Genomic DNA, 16670 nt, shown 5'->3' with positions numbered 1-16670 from the left:
CTACCTCACCTGGAGAGTGTGAATCTATGAATAAAGAGCGTGTTATTTTGTTATCCGATTGTCAGAGCTTTTACGCCTCCGTGGAGAAGGCCTCTAATCCGCAATATAGCAACAAACCGCTTATTGTCGCCGGAGATCCGGCTAGACGAAGCGGGATTGTGCTTGCCGCTTGTCCGTTAGCCAAATCTTTTGGCATTACTACCGCCGAGACCTTGAAGGAAGCACTCGCGAAATGCCCCGAAGTAATCGTCGTCAGACCGCATATGCAGCAATATATCGATGTTTCCTCCCAAATCACGGACATTCTACGCAAATTCAGTGACCTCGTAGAACCTTATTCCATCGATGAGCAGTTTATTGATATCACCGGCAGCCTCAGCTTATTCGGAAGCCCAAGACAGATCGCTGCGACCATTCAGGACTTAATCCGCAGAAATACAGGTGTGCGCGCACGTATCGGTATAGGTTATTCCAAGGTTACCGCCAAAATGGCTTGCGACCTGTGGGCCAAGAAGAACCCGGAAGGTCTATTTACTCTCACTCAGGAAGAGCTTCCAGATGTACTTTGGCCGCTGCCCATTAGTGAGTTGTTTATGGTAGGCCGCCGCATGTCCGCGCACTTCCAAAGCATGGGCCTCACAACGATAGGCCATTTGGCACAGATGCCGCTAAGCGAGCTGAAATGGCGCATGCGGGAGAAATTCCATAAAAAATGCGATATCGATGCCGAGCTGTATTGGCGAATTGCCAATGGCATCGACGATAGCCCTGTAAGTCCCGCTACCTATGAAGTAGCACCCAAGAGCGTCGGGCACCAAATGACACTGCCACGGGATTACTATACACTGCAAGAGATCAAGACCATCATTCTGGAGCTCTCAGAGCTGGTGTGCAGGCGCAGCCGCAAACTAAAGGTGCATGGTGCAGTCGTGTCTGTTGGCTGCCAAGGCGCCAGCTTTGATGACCCCAGCGGCTTCTCGAGGCAGACTACGATGAGCGATCCTACGAATGCAACCCAGCTGGTATACGAGGCCGCCCTCGCTCTTTTCAAACAGCATTGGGAAGGTCAGCCTGTGCGCCGAATTCATCTAAGCCTGTCCAATCTGTCTGACGAAAGCCAATATCAGCTAACCTTATTTGAGTCGCGCCCCCGCTACCGCGAGCTCGAACGGGCCACTGATGCGCTGAAGAATAAATACGGAGAATCGATCATTGGACGCGCCGCATCGTTCACAGATGCCGGACAACTTAAGGACAGATCCGGAAAAATTGGCGGGCACTATAAATAAACAGTGCATCTTTATACATTTTATTTCTTAAACTATATTAAAATATATCCCATATCGTTTATAATGCTATATTGAGGTTGTTATTTTCACACAATGAAGCGACAATCATAAGTATATACACATAGATATGTAACATTCCAGGGGAGGACCGGAGAAGTTGGAAAGCACGAGCAACACTAACACTACCTATTATGAAATCGTTGATCTCTGTCTTCTTGCTGGCAAGATCATGCTGCAAAACGGTGCAGAAACCTACAGAGTAGAAGATACAATGACACGTATGGCTGCTTCTCTCGGTTTTCCAGGGGCACACAGTTATGTGACGCCAACCGTTATTATGTTCACCACAAATAGAACGGAACCCGTTAAGTTATATCGGATTGCCGAGCGAACCACAGATCTGCAGAAAGTCTCGGAGGTTAATGATATCTCGCGGCGTCTGAACGAGCGTCAGATTACAGCCGAGGAAGCTCGGACACGATTAGGAGAGGTCGATGATGCCGCACATGCGTATCCGGTATGGCTGCAAATCATAGCTGCGGCACTTACCGGCGCTTGCTTCACCGTTATGTTTAAAGGCAGCTTGTGGGATGCTCTCCCCGCATTGCCGATTTCCGGGTTAGGTTATGCTGCGGTTATCTACCTGCATCGTCTTGTGCAGACTAGATTTTTTGCAGAGTTCTCTGCTTCCTTCCTGATCGGACTTCTAGCCTTCTATTCTGTAAAGCTGGGTATAGGTCAAGAAATGGACAAAATCATCATCGGCTCCGTGATGCCTCTAGTACCCGGTCTACTCATTACAAATGCCGTTCGTGATCTGATGGCCGGTCATCTGGTCTCAGGCATATCCAAAGGAGCCGATGCCTTTCTAACTGCTTTTGCAATCGGTACAGGCATTGGGCTTGTACTATCACTATTTTAATTCTCCATGTGAAAGAGGTTAGCCCTTCATGATTTTGCAACTTATAACCAGTTTTATCGCCGCGGCAACCTTCTGTATTTTATTTAATGCGCCTAAGCGCGCTCTACTGCAGTGTGGTTTTGCTGGAATGGTAGGCTGGATGGTGTATGTGATCCTTGATGTAGAGTGTGGGCCTGTTGTTGCTACGTTTGCAGCTACTGTAGTTGTGGGCATCGTCAGCCAGTTGTTTGCCCGATCCTTCAAAATGCCGGTTATTATTTTTAGTGTAGGCGGTATTATCCCACTTGTTCCGGGTGGCCTTGCTTACGATGCTATGCGCAGATTTGTGGAAGAAAACTATAATCTGGCTGTAGAAATCGCTGTTCGGGCATTAATGCTCTCTGGCGCAATTGCAGCTGGACTTGTACTGAGTGAAGTTATCGGACAAATGTTCCGCCGGCGTGCAAGCAAAGCATAATCTTCATACAACCAACGTCATCTCATAGATTCAAAAAAAAGAAATCGTCTCTTGGTATAATGAGGATCATCCGTCCCTCTTCCAAGAAGCGATTTCTTTGTTTACTGTCCTATCTACACAAGTACTGCTACAGGTTCGACCTCCGAATCAATACTATTGATCCGGTTATTTTTAATCCAAGAAAGTCCTACGGTACCCTCACCCGCATGAACAGCCACGGCAGGAATGTAAGTCATAATCTCCGTACGTAAATCAGGTGCCATCTCTTTGATGTCTTCTTCTAGCTTCAGCGCCATTTCTAAATTATTGGAATGCATGATGCACACATCGCTAACAAGTCCAGCATCCTGTTTAAAGATATCTAACAGCGCCTGCTTCGTCTTCTTCATCGTACGGATTTTTTCCACAACAATGACCTTACCCTCGTCAAAACGCAGCAGCAAATTTATCCGCAATAATTGACTAAGCACTACCTGTGTACCAGAAACACGCCCACTACGGTGAAGCTGGGACAAGCTTGCAGGGATTAAGTAGAAGGACATATTTTGAATGATATTCTCTATCTTTTCTTTAATTTCTAGGGCAGTAAAGCCCATCTTGTGCCAATGAATACCTCGCGTGATCATTTCCCGAATCGGATAAGCGCCAACCTTGGAATCAATTCCAATAACATTAGCTTCCGCTATCTCAGCACCTTGCATGGAAGCATTGTATGTTCCGCTAAGCCCTGTCGAAAGATGCACAGCAATAATCTCGTCATATTCTTCCTTCAACCGTTCGTATAACTCGATAAACTCACCGATTGGCGGCTGTGAGCTGCCTACTTGATCATGCTGACGCATTTTCTCATAGAACTCATCGATCGTAATATCTATATTTTCTTTATAACACTCGTTGTTAATAATCAGACGTAAAGGAACAATATACACATGGTTGTTCTTGGCGAACTCAGGATCGATTGTACATGTACTGTCGGTTACCCAGGCAATTGATTTCATGGTCACTTGTCACTTCTCTCTTTCATGAAAGGAATAGTAGAATGTTTGAAGAGACAAGGGCCACTAAACCTTCTCGGCCAATGAATCACTCTCTCATCCTGTACAATCAACATACGAATAGACCAGCGGTTTAGGAAGTCCTCGTGCGTATTCGTAAATTATACAAGATAACGAGCGATAAGATAGGCAAAACAGGACGATAATGCAAATTTTATTCATCTTTTTTCAACTTTATTCGACATTATTTCACATTATGTATGACGAATATACCTATCCTAATAGAGCCACTTCATGTTATGTAAAAGCCTAACCACAGCAAAAATATCCCCGTCCCCGCCCTCACCGTTCTTACATAAATCAGCGCTTGGTAGTTACATTAATAGGTACTCTTTACAGTTGTTACAGTACGGGGCTAAGTTATGATTTGGTCAGATTTGGCCCGGCATCTGTCAATTTGTCCAACTTTCCCTGTTGGCGGGTTGCGCTCGCCTTTATGAAGATCAGTTACCTTCTGCTGTGATAAAGCTTAGCTTATTACGGTGTAAGTAAGTCTACCGTCCAGTTTTTCTCCTGAATTTTAAAATCCAACTCCCGATAAGACTTAGACAGTTCATCAATCTGCTTCTGAATCTGGGCGACATCCACCGTTCTCTGGAAACGAACCTCAGAGCGGCTGTACCGATCCTGAGTGATCGATGCTTGCTCAAGCAAATCGCTAAAAAGCTTCCGCAGCTGAAGCATTTTATCCCGTTCGGCTAGGGCATCGGCAATACTCCACTTCTCATTGAAGGCCACAGATGAATTCGTTCGATTAATTGCTCGAATCAAAATCGTCTGCTCGTTAACAGCTATTTCCAGCTCACGCAAAAGAGCCTCCGGCTGCTCTGCCGGTTCTTCCCCTTCCTGCACCTTAACGACCCGATCGAGCCGCTGCTTTAGCTGCGCGATTTTACGAGTAAGATCACTTCGGTTCACTAATGCTTCCGCAAGTTTCATATTTGAGTTCCCCCTAAGATTTTCTGATAGCTGGCGATATCCAGTCTTCGACCAAATTTACAGCCAATCTCCTTGAAGTAGGCGCATTGTTCATATCCATTCTTTGAGAAAAGCTGGCGACTGCGTTCATTCTCTGCGCAAACGGTAGCTACTAACACATGGAAATCCAGTTCGGCAGCTCTCTCTTCAATAAAGCGTAAGGCATGCTGTCCTATTCTTTTACCCACACAAGCCAGTTTCAAATACACGCTGATCTCCCCAGAGCTATCATAAGCCGGCTTACTCTTATGTCTAGCAATCAGAACATAGCCCTGAATAACATTGTCCCAGGATAATATAACGTATGATTTAAACCGCGGATCATCATTCATCACTGATTGCCGCATTTCGTCCAAACTTAAAGGCTCGGTATGAAAAGAAACCGTAGTGTTCAGCACGTAATAGTTATAAATATCGAGTACATCCGACAGATGCTCTTCGCGAATTTCAGTGAATAACAAACTTTCTCCCATTACTTTGTTCAACACAGCTAATCCTCCCAAATGGATGTTTCCAAATGATCGACGAACTTGCGTAATTTACCGGCTAGCTTGCGGTTAATGGTTCCATCCTGGTACATTTGCTGGACCTTATCCCGTTGCTCCTGAATAGCTTTCAGTTTCAATTCCAGCTTTTGATCATCAACAAGACCATCTTTAGTCCAGCCTTGTCCCTGCTGGAGGCGTGAGATCAGCTTTTCGTAACTGTCTGCGACCTTCTCAGCTGCTTTACGGTTGTTCTCATTCTTACTTGCATTAATAGCAGCAATCGCTGCATGAGACATAGAGATCTTAGCTTTTCTGGCACACTCAGCCTGTTGCAGCATCAGTTGACTAGCTTCCCCTTCATTCTGGCCAGAGAACATCCCCGCAAACAGCCGTCTAATCTCCGTAATGGAGATTCTGATCTGAGAGTTTAGACTTCTGGCTAGAAAGACTTCACTATGATCCAAGAATTCTTCCATCTTCAGCGCCACTGAGGCAGGAATCTCATTGTTGGCCAGCAATTGGCTCAGCTCTTTGCGTTCGGCATGCAGACCCACAATCCTTGCTTCAACCCCAAGTCGGCGGAAGTTCTCCAATGCGGGGTCATTCGCCTGATCTTCGCGGTTAAGACTATAAACTTTTTCTTTAAACTCACTCAAAGCTGGCAATGCAGATTCCTTGCTCTCTTCTGTCATCATACTTTGAAGCAAGGTTATCCCGGCGGCAACAACCTTAGATTTGGCCGCCTGCTCAACCTCAGTATCACCCGGTTCAGCAACCGGCTCTTCTTTACCTGCGAGAATTGGTAAAAAGATACTAGCGATCAGCAGTGACATCAGAATCACACCCGCAGCGATAAAGATAATTAGATCACGTTCAGGAAAAGGTGAGCCATCCCCTAACACAAAAGGAATCGAGAAGGCACCGGCTAAAGTAACCGCGCCTCGCACTCCTGAAATTGTCAGGATTAGCATAGACTTAATAGACGACTTTTCCATTTTTTGCAGGCCGGCGCCAGCCAGGGAGAACACATACACCCATATAAAACGCAGCACAAAAAGCAGCAACGTTATCGCTAATACATAACCAATCACCATAAGATTGTCCACAGCTGTATCCCGGTAGATCACTTCAATAACATCTGGAATCGACAACCCGAGAATAAGGAAGACCAAGCCATTCAAGATGTAGAGCAGCACAGACCATGTGCTGGCGGACACCAGCTGTAGCTTATACTGTGGCGAAACTGCACGGTCCTTCTCGACCGCATGAATTATGCCTGCTGCAACCACAGCTAAAATACCGGATACCCCAATTTCTTCACTAATCAGATACACAATGAAAGGAGTCAGGATTTGCAGCAGCACATGCACTGTGATGTCCTCCATCCCCAGTCTGCGAATAAATACGCTGAACCGAATCAGGAGGAACGCGAGTATTGCTCCGACAATTAGTCCACCTAGAGCAATAATCACAAAGCTAATGGAGGCTTTCGGCAAAGAAAATATGCCTGTAACAGCTGCTGCAATAGCGAAGTTAAACGCAACAAGACCAGAGGCATCATTCATCAATGATTCACCCTCTAGAATACGATGAATACTCTTGGGAAGATGTACTCTCCCAGCGATTGCGCTTACCGCCACAGCATCTGTCGGCGATAAGATCGCTGCCAGCGCAAAAGCAGCTGCGAGTGGAATGGTGGGGATCATCCAGTTAATGGAATATCCAGCGATAAGCACTGTAGCAAATACCAAGCCTAGTGCCAGCATTAAGATTGGAGCACGCAGGTTCCATAACTCATTTCTTGGTGTTCGCTTTCCGTCATTGAACAAAAGCGGCGCAATAAATAACACGAAAAACAACTCTGGCTCCAGTGACATATGTATACCCAAAGGCAATAGTACGACCACTACACCCAAGCCAATTTGTATTAAGGGTATCGGCACGAAGGGAATGAATCGGTTTATGATGTTGGATATTGCGATAAGCCCAAGTAGGACGAGTACAACTAGAAATGTCTCCAAACCACATCAACTCCCTTTTTTTTATTTGATTATTATATCGCAAAGCTTTAGGCAAGGGCAAAATCTAGCAAAAGATTCTCAATAATAAAATCCCCTACAAATTCCACAAAAATTCCATCAGGTATATATTGACATAAATATTTATTTGTGTTATAATAAAATATTTACCTATTGTGTTCGTTTATAGTTTTGAGTAATATATGCATTAGCCTCACGGCGTCGCTCTTATTATCAATCACGGAGGGATATTATGTACATTGCTCAAGGAATAGAAATGCTCGAGATTACAGCGCAGGTTATGGGTGGAAAAGACACGATTTACCCCACGCTACTCTGGGATGGACATGCCGCCGTACTCGTCGATACCGGATTCCCGGGTCTACTCTCTAATTTCAAAGAGGCTCTAAAAGAAGCGGATGTGCCTTGGCAGAAGCTCCGCACCCTTATTATCACGCATCAGGATTTAGACCATATTGGTTGCCTCCCTGCCCTATTGGCTGAAGAAGATCTAGAGCTTACTGTTCTGGCTCATGAAATTGAGCAGCCCTATATTCAAGGAGAGCGAATGCTCCTTAAGCACACTCCCGAAGCATTAGCGGCGGCAGCGGCTATGATCCCAGCTCATGTACCTGAGGAGTGGCGGCGTGCCTTCCTCTCTGTATTAGCCCATCCTCCTAAAGGAAAAGTGGATCAAACGCTTGTGGATGGAGAAAAGTTACCTTTTGCCGGTGGAATTACGGTGATCCATACCCCAGGCCATAGCCCAGGGCATCTCAGTCTTTACCATCATGATAGCCGTACACTTATTGCTGCCGATGCCTTGACCGTTCAGAATGGCGAGCTACAGGGTCCCACTCCTTCCGCCACACCTGACATGGAGCTGGCTTTGTCCTCTCTGACCAAGTTCTCTGAGTATGAGATCGATACGGTCATTTGTTATCACGGCGGACTCTACCGCGGAGATGCAAACAGACGTATTGCTGAACTAGCAGAAGGAAAAGGAAAGCTGTAATTGTACAAAAGAAGACAGAGCCTGAAATCCGGCTCTGTCTTCTTTTTTCATATATGATCGCTATTCTTAATTATCACTTAAGACTCTGAACCCACCGTAAACCGTTCACGAATATGCTGCGGCTGTTCGATTTCATCAACAATAGCAACGGCATAGTCTTCGTAGCTGACATAACTCTCGCCTTTGGAGTTCACCAGAAGATTATCCTTACCTTTTACATAAGAGCCCGTTCTTGTGCCAATGGCAAAATTAGCAGATGGACTAACAAAGGTCCAAGAGAGTGAATCTGTTCCTTGTAGTATCTCCAAATTCTTAGCTTGATTCGTCGCTGTTGGCTTAATGAAGTCAGGAAAGTCATTCGTATCCGCTACTTTAAGCGTTTTGGCTTCATCTACATATAGACTTCCTGCACCGCCAACTACAATCAATCTTGTATCGGGCGAAGCCTTCAAAGCTTCAATAAGCACATTCCCGGCATCCACATGCAGATGTTCTTGTCCAAACGGCGCACTAAAAGCATTCACAACCACGTCGAACCCCTGCAAATCTTCAGTGGTAAGCGCAAATACATCCTTTTCGATGACATTCGCTTTCCTATTTGTTACTTTAGATGCATCCCGTACAATCGCTGTAACTTCATGACCTCTATCCAACGCTTCCTGCGTAATTCGACTTCCAGCTTTTCCACTTGCTCCAACAACTGCGATTTTCATATGATTGTCCTCCTGAGTTTACGATGTTTTCGCTTTAGTATTTATATCAAGAAGCTCCTGAACGATGGTTCTATCGATATCGAGATCAAATTTTCTCCCCCAAAAGCATTCCGTGCCCCGTTGAGTGATCCGATCATAGTCTTCTATCGTTAGTGTTCTAGGATAATCCGGTCCTGTTTCCCAATCTGTATACCGCTTAATTTCATTCAGTACATGCATCTTATAAACGCTATTCAAAATTATCGTATGGAAAAAGATTTCATCTCCACATAAAGTGTTCCTAAAAAATCTGACGTATTCCGGAGAGCTTTTTGTAAAATCCAAGATGTATTCCATACATTCACCTGTAATTGACATCCAGTTCGAGCCTTTATATAAACCTTTCGGCAAAGCGCCTAATTTTCTTTGCAGAAACGGAACGCTCATAATTAGTTTAATGTACCTCATTCTGATCGCTGTCATACGCCGGGTCCTTGAGATGAGGAACCTAGGATAATAAACTGAGACCCGCTCGTAACATCCCCAAGTTTCCGCTGCATTAGGCAGTTGCAAATACTTCACAAATTCCTTACCCTCATTCATCTTAAAGAAATCTAGAATCACTTCATTTGAAGCTAGAGGCAGATCCTGACCGCTTAAGATGTGAATATAATTGAAATCCCCATGTTCTTTGATCAGCGAAAAGCACTTCAAAATGCATTCAATCTGGCTGTAATGCCCCCACTGCACATCAATAGGCTTTTCCACAAAATGAATATCGTTACGATGAATAATATCAGCCTCAATATTACTTTTCTGATCGACATGCAGGAAAAACTCTACGGACTCGTTAGTTAAACTATCGATTAGCATATTGACCTGCTCCGGATTTTTATGACAGAGAATTATATACGCCATTTTGAATGCTTCCAACAAACTTCACCCTTCCGCCCACCTATTTCCAATATTATAAAATAAATGGACGAAAATGGATATAGATTTATCTTTCTAAAACAAGTCTGATTCCAATGTTCCATGGATCTTGGAATGTAGGATTTCCATTCACTTCTGTAACTGCGTAACCAGCCTGCCGAACTCGCTCCACCACAGCGTTACGTTCCTCTTCATTCGCAAGAATTAAAGTGAAATAATCAATCCCTACAGTATCAGCTGGAGCCGCAGGTGCACCCTGTCCGGCCCAAACATTCAGCCCGATATGGTGATGATAACCACCAGCAGAGATAAACATAGCAGCACTTCCATAATTGGCTGTTAGTTCAAAACCAAGCAAATCGACGTAGAAGGCTTTCGCCTTATTTAAATTCCCCACATGAAAGTGTACATGCCCAATCACTGTTCCTGCTGGCAGCCCGTTCCATGATAAACCTTCAGAAGCTGCCAATAGTCCATCTACATCCACTGGATCAGTGGACATCATTACATGCCCTTCCGCATCATATTTCCATTCATTCTTAGGACGATCTCGATAAATTTCAATCCCATTATTGTCTGGGTCCTGAATATACAGTGCTTCACTGACCAGATGATCGCCCTGCCCCACCTCAATCCCCGAAGAGATCAAATTACGCACAACCAATCCAAGGCTGGGACGATCTGGAACAAGGATAGCAAAATGATACAACCCAGCCACAGAATTAGGACGGATCACCCGCGCATTTTCAATCTCCCGCAAAATCAATAACACATTCTGACCGTCAGCGGTCATTTCAACTTCGCGGCCAGTCTGCCGTAAAACGCTTAATCCCACAACATTCTGATAAAAGGTGAGCGAACGCTCCAAATTGCTTACTCTAATCTGCACCAGACCGATCTGAGTGTCTGGTTGAAGTATTGTTTTAGTCTTCATTATAAATTCCTCCTAATCGCGCTGTAACTGTTATAGTTACAAATTAACTATCTTTAGTATAGTTACCTTCTATATGTTTGTCAATTACCTATAAAAAAATCATGTCGACTGGTTCACAGCCAAACATGATTCACAAGAACATATAAGAAGTAGTTCAAAAAAAGGTTTCCGGGTATTTCAACTCTCCCTTAATCCTCTGCAGTACGCCTTCCTTCAGCTCACAGACCATAAAGACATTCTCCGGTACCTCAAATTGCTTCAACTCAAGCCCATGTAGTCCTGCGGGTTGAAATCCGAATCTCGGGTAATATTCAGGATGCCCGATCAAAAAGACAAGCTCATATCCGAGCGTTCTACATCTTTCTAACCCTTCTTGGATCAGCGCCTTGCCGATTCCTTGCTTCTGAACGTTCGGCAGAACAGCTAATGGGGCTAACGCAATCACATCAGATAACTTCTCCCCATCTTGAACTACAGCCTTACTTAACAGTAGATGTCCTACAATCTCATTATCCTTTTCCGTTACAATCGAGAGCTCCGGGATAAACCCCTGCGAATTTCTAATGTTTTCGACCAACCGCGCTTCATCTTCCCGATCACCAAAAGCCTTAACATTCACTTGAAATACTCCATTATAGTCTGCCACAGTTTCTGTTCTAATTCTCATTTTTGTTGCTCCATTCCAGAAAATATTCGGATACACTGGATTCCAGAAGGCCGATCAAATCTTCATCCATATACTTATAGTCATCAGCTATGTTCAGGCAAATTATTTTTTTGCCAATTACACAACCTCTAAATTTATCTTGAATTCTTCGAACATGTTTCTTCTCCATCACAAAAATCACATCCGCCCAACCCAAATGCCCTTCAGAAATTTTGATTCTGGCATGATCTTCAGTCCCTGCAGATCTCACTTCATGACCATCAATTCCTTGAAAGATCTTCTCCGCAGTTAGACTCCGCCAGCGATTCTGGCTGCAGACAAACAGTAGTTTAATAAGTGCACCTTCCTTATCCGATTGTTAAAAAGATATTTATTGTCTCGCCTGCTTCGTGTATTCAATCAACCAACAATCTCTTAGCTCTCCTTCATGTTGCTCGTGCTGTTCAAGGTATTTCTTCTTCACAAAGCCAATCTTCTCATATACTCTAAGGGATCTCTTATTCCAGGCTTGCGGGTCCATGACAATTTTGTCCGCTTGTTTTATTTCGATAAGATACTTAACCGTTTCTTTAATGAGCCGTGAACCAATTCCTTGATTCCATAAATCAGGCTCGCCAATGAACTGGTCCATCCCAAAGATTTGACCTTTGAATCCCACGTAGCCGTACACCTCTAATTCTTCATCATCTATAAGATAGAACTGGAGATAACCTATATCCCGCTCCTTGTATTGCACTATACACCGCGTGACTTCTGCTTGCTCGTCGTAAAAATGCTCCCTCACCAGCTCCAAATCATGCGGGCGATCACGGCCTTCATAGAACTCCAGTACAACGGGATCTGAGAGCCATTTTACAAGTAATGCGGCATCGTTTAACTCAAGTGTTCTCAGTCTGATCTCTTGCTTTTCAAAAATAATCATAACGCGCCATACAGTTCATAAAGAGGTCTGTAGCTTGGATGTTCTTCTATTTCCGTTACGACAACACCTTGCTCGGAGTCAATCACACGGTAGGCTTTAGCTTCTTCTCTGGTCGACATCACTTTATATTCCTTATCTTTATAGATGATTGCACAATTGTTATCCACCGCGATTCCCGGCAGACCTCCACCTTTAACCATGCGTGTAAAATCTTCAACCCGAATATCCTCATTATAATGCGGACAATGAATGCCCGGCAGAATCCCCATGGCTGCAAGCTTGATATACTGCCATTCCCCCTGGTCGTCGAACGCTTCAGAGTCACTATGCCCATATTCAAACCAACAGATGGAACCTGCGCTAAGCCCGGCCAATACGGTTCCAGAGGAATAAGCTTCTTTCAAAAGCGTATCTACCCCTGTATTTTTCCAAATCTCCAGCATCTTTCGGGTATTGCCTCCACCAACATAAATCAAATCAGCAGCTGTAATTAAATCTGTAATCTCATCCTGAGTGTAGGTTTGGCTCACAAGCAATAAGTGACTTATTTCACATCCGAGAATATCGCCATATACTTTGCTAAAAGTATCACAATACCCCGGCGCATCACTACTGGCTGTTGGAATAAATAACACCTTCGGCTTAGCCTTTTGAGTTAGCTGCACAACTTCACGATCAATTTCCAGCGTTTCAAGCTCGATTAACTCTCCCCCGCCAATAACTACGATAGTGCCCATGTTTTCCCCTTCTTTCACCAGGATTACATCCTATTGCTTACTCTTGGCTTACCGATGCTTGCAAAATATTCCTCTGCCAAAATGCTGTAAATCTCCAGATCCACCAGCCCTTTACCTGACCATACATGCGCCTGCCTTAACGTGCCTTCTTTCGTAAAGCCATTTTTCAAAAGCACCCGCTTCGATCGTTCATTAAAGGGCATAACCTCAGCTTGAATTCGATTGACTTCTGCAGTCTCAAATAAATATTTCACCACTAACTGAATGGCCTGAGCTGCAATCCCTTTGCCCCAATAAGGTTCCGCCAAAAAGTAACCGATCGTCACCATATCCACCTTTTGATTAAAATCCATAACTTCGATGATACCTAGCAGTATGTAAGGGTTATTTTTGAGGAAAATCCCCCATTTCACTCTCACCCCTTTGGTAAAATCACGTTCGAAATGGCCGATCATATTCTTGACTGTATCTTTATTATGTTTCGGAATAATCCCACAGTACTCAAACACTTGATCATTGCTATATATCCCAAATACCTCATTAAGGTTGCTGACTTCAATCTTTTTCAGTAATAATTGCTCGGATTCCAAAGTAGGGAATTGCTCAAATACGTGACTAAGCTTCAATTTGTTCCCTCCATTACTTTTTGATGGCTTGGATTAAGGTTGCAGTTTGATTTTTTGTTTCCTTTATTATCCTTTCCTTTATTATCCCCGGACACTTCCCCTGTACTGCGCGGTTCTAAGCTCACGAATATAAGGCTCTGCAGCTGGCATATCTGCCTCAACGGCCTGTTGAACGGCTAACTCGATGTCATAAGGCACTCTTACAAATTGCATATTTAAAGGAGCTGCTGACCCTCCCATGTATTCTCCCTCCATAATCACATAAGATGCCTGGGTTAAATCAAGCGGATTCCCCACACTGCCTACATTAAATAAAGTCTTGCCTTCTAAATGTTGAATAAAAGCATTATGAATATCCCCGTAACCTACGATATCCGCTTGTCGTTTCTCCTGGCAGAGATCAGAATAATCAAACAAAGATAATCGCTTTTCATAATCATCCCAAGGTTGAACACGTTCATACAGGCTTCGTGGCGAAGCATGAAATAATCGCACAAATTTACCACTTATCATAAACTCAATCGAAAACGTCAACGTGCTTAAATAATCAAGACGTTCTTGACCTAATAACCCGCGGCACCACCGAGCCATCTCAAAATCAACATCCTGATTCATTAAATCATCCCAGTTCCCCATAACACTGATTTCACAATTCTTTTTTATGATATCAACGGCTAGATCTGAGTTCGGTCCTTTTCCAACAATATCGCCTAAACAAAATACTCTGCTGATTCCCCGCTGCTGGATGTCATCTAAAACGGCCGTAAGGGCCGGTATATTTCCATGAATGTCTGAGATTATTGCAATTTGCTCCACTGTAGAACCTCCGTATATATTGATCTTTAAAAAAGTTACTTATCCTAATTCTAATTGTACTGCATCAGCGACTGTTGCTCATTTATAGGGCTTTTTTGCTTCTCATTTTGCTACTTTGGATGATTTCAGCCAAATCTGAGGCATTTATACCGTACATTTCACCATTCCAGCCACTTCAGCCCATTTCAACGGCATTTATACCGTACATTCCACCATTCCAGCCACTTCAGCTCATTTCAACGGCATTTATACCGTACATTCCACCATTCCAGCCACTTCAGCCCATTTCAACGGCATTTATACCGTACATTTCACCATTCCAGCAACTTCAGCCCATTTCAACGGCATTTATACCGTACATTTCACCATTTCATCCACTTCAGCCCATTTCAACGGCATTTATACCGTACATTCCACCATTCCAGCAACTTCAGCCCATTTCTACGGCATTTATACCGTACATTTCACCATTTCAGCTACTTCAGCCCATTTCAACGGCATTTATACCGTACATTTCACCATTTCATCCACTTCAGCCCATTTCAACGGCATTTATACCGTACATTTCATCATTCCAGCGACTTCAGCCCATTTCAACGGCATTTATACCGTACATTCCACCATTCCAGCCACTTCAGCCCATTTCATAGGCATTTATACCGTACATTTCACCATTCCAGCTATCTTGTTCTAGTCCCACTTAATCTTTTGTAAACTTTATGGATTGTAAAATATCCTCTATCCTCTTCATGTCTTCTTTATGTACTTCATCCACACTGTAAGGGAACTGCACCATAAATGACATTTCCGGTTCCTCAATAACGTAATAGATAGCTTTCCCTTTACTCCCTTCCTCTTCGAATACTTCAGTTTCGTACTTTATGGACTCTAACCCGCCTAAACTAGCTTTACTTTTTGTCAGCTCCGCCCCGTTGTTGTAATTCGTTTGGGCATCCTCGAGCCATTTGTTGACAAGCTCCATATCCTTAGGCTTAAATCCAAAGAGCATTACTCCTGGACCTTTAAGTCCCTCAGCAGGTTTATAATCAGTCGTAGAGACTATCAACCATAATGGCGCTCCATACTTCTCAGTTACAACCCAATGATCCGGATAGTTAAAGGTGATTCCAAAATTCGCATCCTCGTATTTAGTGGTATCCCTTGATTCATTACATCCGGTAATCATTACCATAATTAGTAGTATAGGCAGTAATTTCTTTAACATTCTTTAGCTCTCCCTCAATGTATGTATGTATATTATCTTTAATCCGGCTTCTAAATACAGATTCTATATTCCCTCTTACTTCCCTTCTTTGTCCATAAACCTAATTAAGCAAAAAAAGACCAGAATCACGTTTTCACATGTTCTGGCCTTCCTTCTAAGCTATGATATGGAGTAATCATAATTCAGGCATTTCATTCACAATCTGCTCCAATGTAACCTCCTGGAGAACATTCTCCATTGCTTTTTGGGCGAGCGAGAACACAGGTACAATTGCACTGGCTATATTCTTGCCAACAGGACAATCGGGATTAGGATGCTCATGGACAGAAAACAACGAGTCCTCTTCCACCGCATTAACTGCTTTATAAATCTGCAGCAGCGTAATCTCGGATGCGCTACGCGTAAGCGAAGCACCTGCGACTCCGGGGCGGGCATTTACTAGTCCTGCTTTTTGCAGCATACTCGTAAGCCGACGGATAACTACAGGGTTTGTGTTTACGCTACCAGCTATCCACTCCGAAGTGCTTTTGCCTTCTTTATTGCTGTCAATCAACGTTAATATATGAATGGCTACCGCAAATCGGGTGCTAATATTCATAGAAATCTCTCCTTCTGCCTTGCTGCAAAACATCATTCAGATGCAACTATAATAGTTACATTTCATGCGTTTGTCAAACTTTTGAGGATATGAACAACTTAAAATCTATCAATATTCTCCATATAGATTAGGATGGTATATTTTCATAAAAAAAGATCGCTGGGCAATATTTTTAATAATAACAGTTGTCTTTGAATTTATTAATATAACTTACAGTTTAATATTCGAACAATCCATAGAATGGTTTTCTTTGATTATCTTAATTCTCTTTGTTTCTTTAATTGTTAATTCTAATAAA

The 16670-nt window shown here is 43.5% G+C and carries 20 protein-coding genes; 5 read left to right on the top strand and 15 right to left on the bottom strand.

Annotation, left to right across the window (positions count from 1 at the left end; all coding sequences use genetic code 11):
* Nucleotides 1-26 precede the first annotated feature (26 nt).
* From MKZ16_RS12855 to MKZ16_RS12845, 3 genes are all read left to right on the top strand, one after another.
* Nucleotides 27-1289: a DNA polymerase IV gene (locus tag MKZ16_RS12855; RefSeq protein WP_036685972.1), complete on the top strand. Its 1263-nt coding sequence runs from the start codon at nucleotides 27-29 to the stop codon at nucleotides 1287-1289.
* 157 nt (nucleotides 1290-1446) lie between these two features.
* Complete coding sequence (locus tag MKZ16_RS12850) at nucleotides 1447-2211, top strand: threonine/serine exporter family protein (RefSeq protein WP_051491428.1); 765 nt, start codon at nucleotides 1447-1449, stop codon at nucleotides 2209-2211.
* A 28-nt stretch (nucleotides 2212-2239) separates the two neighbouring features.
* Entirely contained in the window at nucleotides 2240-2668 is a 429-nt protein-coding gene (locus MKZ16_RS12845) for a threonine/serine exporter family protein (protein WP_036685970.1), read from the top strand.
* A 113-nt stretch (nucleotides 2669-2781) separates the two neighbouring features.
* Here MKZ16_RS12845 and MKZ16_RS12840 read toward each other — a convergent pair whose 3' ends face one another.
* From MKZ16_RS12840 to MKZ16_RS12825, 4 genes are all read right to left on the bottom strand, one after another.
* Nucleotides 2782-3666, bottom strand: coding sequence for a DegV family protein (locus MKZ16_RS12840; RefSeq protein WP_076105516.1), 885 nt, complete (start codon nucleotides 3664-3666; stop codon nucleotides 2782-2784).
* Nucleotides 3667-4200: 534 nt separating this feature from the next.
* Nucleotides 4201-4662, bottom strand: a complete 462-nt coding sequence (locus MKZ16_RS12835; RefSeq protein ID WP_038570144.1) for a DIP1984 family protein — start codon at nucleotides 4660-4662, stop codon at nucleotides 4201-4203.
* Complete coding sequence (locus MKZ16_RS12830) at nucleotides 4659-5189, bottom strand: GNAT family N-acetyltransferase (RefSeq protein WP_256715509.1); 531 nt, start codon at nucleotides 5187-5189, stop codon at nucleotides 4659-4661. The genes MKZ16_RS12835 and MKZ16_RS12830 overlap by 4 nt, the downstream gene beginning before the upstream one ends.
* A gap of 2 nt (nucleotides 5190-5191) precedes the next feature.
* Nucleotides 5192-7210 carry a Na+/H+ antiporter gene (locus tag MKZ16_RS12825; RefSeq protein WP_036685967.1) on the bottom strand — a complete coding sequence of 673 codons (2019 nt, stop codon included), beginning with the start codon at nucleotides 7208-7210 and terminating at the stop codon, nucleotides 5192-5194.
* Nucleotides 7211-7460: 250 nt separating this feature from the next.
* Here MKZ16_RS12825 and MKZ16_RS12820 point away from each other — a divergent pair, with 250 nt between their 5' ends.
* The gene (locus tag MKZ16_RS12820; protein WP_076105511.1) at nucleotides 7461-8222 is read left to right on the top strand and encodes an MBL fold metallo-hydrolase; all 762 of its coding nucleotides are present in this window, start codon (nucleotides 7461-7463) and stop codon (nucleotides 8220-8222) included.
* Between the two features lie 77 nt (nucleotides 8223-8299).
* On the opposite strand, the gene MKZ16_RS12815 is transcribed toward MKZ16_RS12820, so the two are convergent.
* The 9 genes from MKZ16_RS12815 to MKZ16_RS12775 form a co-directional block, all read right to left on the bottom strand.
* Nucleotides 8300-8935, bottom strand: coding sequence for an NAD(P)-dependent oxidoreductase (locus MKZ16_RS12815; RefSeq protein ID WP_076105510.1), 636 nt, complete (start codon nucleotides 8933-8935; stop codon nucleotides 8300-8302).
* A gap of 18 nt (nucleotides 8936-8953) precedes the next feature.
* Entirely contained in the window at nucleotides 8954-9832 is an 879-nt protein-coding gene (locus MKZ16_RS12810) for a beta-1,6-N-acetylglucosaminyltransferase (protein ID WP_076105509.1), read from the bottom strand.
* Nucleotides 9833-9914: 82 nt separating this feature from the next.
* On the bottom strand, nucleotides 9915-10781 hold the full coding sequence (locus tag MKZ16_RS12805) for a VOC family protein (RefSeq protein WP_076105508.1): 867 nt from the start codon (nucleotides 10779-10781) through the stop codon (nucleotides 9915-9917).
* Nucleotides 10782-10935: 154 nt separating this feature from the next.
* Entirely contained in the window at nucleotides 10936-11448 is a 513-nt protein-coding gene (locus MKZ16_RS12800) for an N-acetyltransferase (RefSeq protein WP_076105507.1), read from the bottom strand.
* Nucleotides 11438-11782: a protein tyrosine phosphatase gene (locus MKZ16_RS12795; protein ID WP_076100670.1), complete on the bottom strand. Its 345-nt coding sequence runs from the start codon at nucleotides 11780-11782 to the stop codon at nucleotides 11438-11440. Before MKZ16_RS12795 ends, MKZ16_RS12800 begins: the two co-directional genes overlap by 11 nt.
* Nucleotides 11783-11818: 36 nt before the next feature.
* Complete coding sequence (locus tag MKZ16_RS12790) at nucleotides 11819-12370, bottom strand: GNAT family N-acetyltransferase (RefSeq protein ID WP_076105506.1); 552 nt, start codon at nucleotides 12368-12370, stop codon at nucleotides 11819-11821.
* A complete protein-coding gene (locus MKZ16_RS12785) occupies nucleotides 12367-13107 on the bottom strand; it encodes a peptidase E (RefSeq protein WP_076105505.1) in 741 nt (246 codons plus the stop codon). The genes MKZ16_RS12790 and MKZ16_RS12785 overlap by 4 nt, the downstream gene beginning before the upstream one ends.
* A 23-nt stretch (nucleotides 13108-13130) precedes the next feature.
* A complete protein-coding gene (locus MKZ16_RS12780) occupies nucleotides 13131-13733 on the bottom strand; it encodes a GNAT family protein (RefSeq protein WP_051491425.1) in 603 nt (200 codons plus the stop codon).
* Nucleotides 13734-13814: 81 nt separating this feature from the next.
* Entirely contained in the window at nucleotides 13815-14549 is a 735-nt protein-coding gene (locus MKZ16_RS12775) for a metallophosphoesterase family protein (RefSeq protein ID WP_076105504.1), read from the bottom strand.
* Between the two features lie 119 nt (nucleotides 14550-14668).
* Here MKZ16_RS12775 and MKZ16_RS12770 point away from each other — a divergent pair, with 119 nt between their 5' ends.
* Nucleotides 14669-15199, top strand: a complete 531-nt coding sequence (locus MKZ16_RS12770; protein WP_339815780.1) for a hypothetical protein — start codon at nucleotides 14669-14671, stop codon at nucleotides 15197-15199.
* A gap of 50 nt (nucleotides 15200-15249) precedes the next feature.
* Here the strand turns inward: MKZ16_RS12770 and MKZ16_RS12765 are convergent, their stop codons facing one another.
* Nucleotides 15250-15774 (bottom strand): hypothetical protein, encoded by a 525-nt coding sequence (locus MKZ16_RS12765; RefSeq protein ID WP_076105503.1) that lies wholly within the window; start codon nucleotides 15772-15774, stop codon nucleotides 15250-15252.
* A gap of 175 nt (nucleotides 15775-15949) precedes the next feature.
* Nucleotides 15950-16372, bottom strand: coding sequence for an Rrf2 family transcriptional regulator (locus MKZ16_RS12760; RefSeq protein ID WP_076100677.1), 423 nt, complete (start codon nucleotides 16370-16372; stop codon nucleotides 15950-15952).
* Nucleotides 16373-16670 lie beyond the last annotated feature (298 nt).

The sequence above is a fragment of the Paenibacillus sp. FSL R5-0928 genome (genome assembly GCF_037970385.1).
GTDB classification, from domain to species: domain Bacteria; phylum Bacillota; class Bacilli; order Paenibacillales; family Paenibacillaceae; genus Paenibacillus_AQ; species Paenibacillus_AQ odorifer.
This window is presented reverse-complemented; position numbering and strand designations above follow the sequence as displayed.

Excerpts from the sequence above, each read along its gene's own strand:
- MKZ16_RS12770 (WP_339815780.1), top strand. The coding sequence starts at position 14,669 with ATGATTTCAGCCAAATCTGAGGCATTTATACCGTACATTTCACCATTC.
- MKZ16_RS12855 (WP_036685972.1), top strand. The coding sequence starts at position 27 with ATGAATAAAGAGCGTGTTATTTTGTTATCCGATTGTCAGAGCTTTTAC.
- MKZ16_RS12840 (WP_076105516.1), bottom strand. The coding sequence starts at position 3,666 with ATGAAATCAATTGCCTGGGTAACCGACAGTACATGTACAATCGATCCT.
- MKZ16_RS12845 (WP_036685970.1), top strand. The coding sequence starts at position 2,240 with ATGATTTTGCAACTTATAACCAGTTTTATCGCCGCGGCAACCTTCTGT.
- MKZ16_RS12800 (WP_076105507.1), bottom strand. The coding sequence starts at position 11,448 with ATGAGAATTAGAACAGAAACTGTGGCAGACTATAATGGAGTATTTCAA.
- MKZ16_RS12790 (WP_076105506.1), bottom strand. The coding sequence starts at position 12,370 with ATGATTATTTTTGAAAAGCAAGAGATCAGACTGAGAACACTTGAGTTA.
- MKZ16_RS12835 (WP_038570144.1), bottom strand. The coding sequence starts at position 4,662 with ATGAAACTTGCGGAAGCATTAGTGAACCGAAGTGATCTTACTCGTAAA.
- MKZ16_RS12765 (WP_076105503.1), bottom strand. The coding sequence starts at position 15,774 with ATGTTAAAGAAATTACTGCCTATACTACTAATTATGGTAATGATTACC.
- MKZ16_RS12820 (WP_076105511.1), top strand. The coding sequence starts at position 7,461 with ATGTACATTGCTCAAGGAATAGAAATGCTCGAGATTACAGCGCAGGTT.
- MKZ16_RS12810 (WP_076105509.1), bottom strand. The coding sequence starts at position 9,832 with ATGGCGTATATAATTCTCTGTCATAAAAATCCGGAGCAGGTCAATATG.
- MKZ16_RS12805 (WP_076105508.1), bottom strand. The coding sequence starts at position 10,781 with ATGAAGACTAAAACAATACTTCAACCAGACACTCAGATCGGTCTGGTG.
- MKZ16_RS12815 (WP_076105510.1), bottom strand. The coding sequence starts at position 8,935 with ATGAAAATCGCAGTTGTTGGAGCAAGTGGAAAAGCTGGAAGTCGAATT.
- MKZ16_RS12785 (WP_076105505.1), bottom strand. The coding sequence starts at position 13,107 with ATGGGCACTATCGTAGTTATTGGCGGGGGAGAGTTAATCGAGCTTGAA.
- MKZ16_RS12760 (WP_076100677.1), bottom strand. The coding sequence starts at position 16,372 with ATGAATATTAGCACCCGATTTGCGGTAGCCATTCATATATTAACGTTG.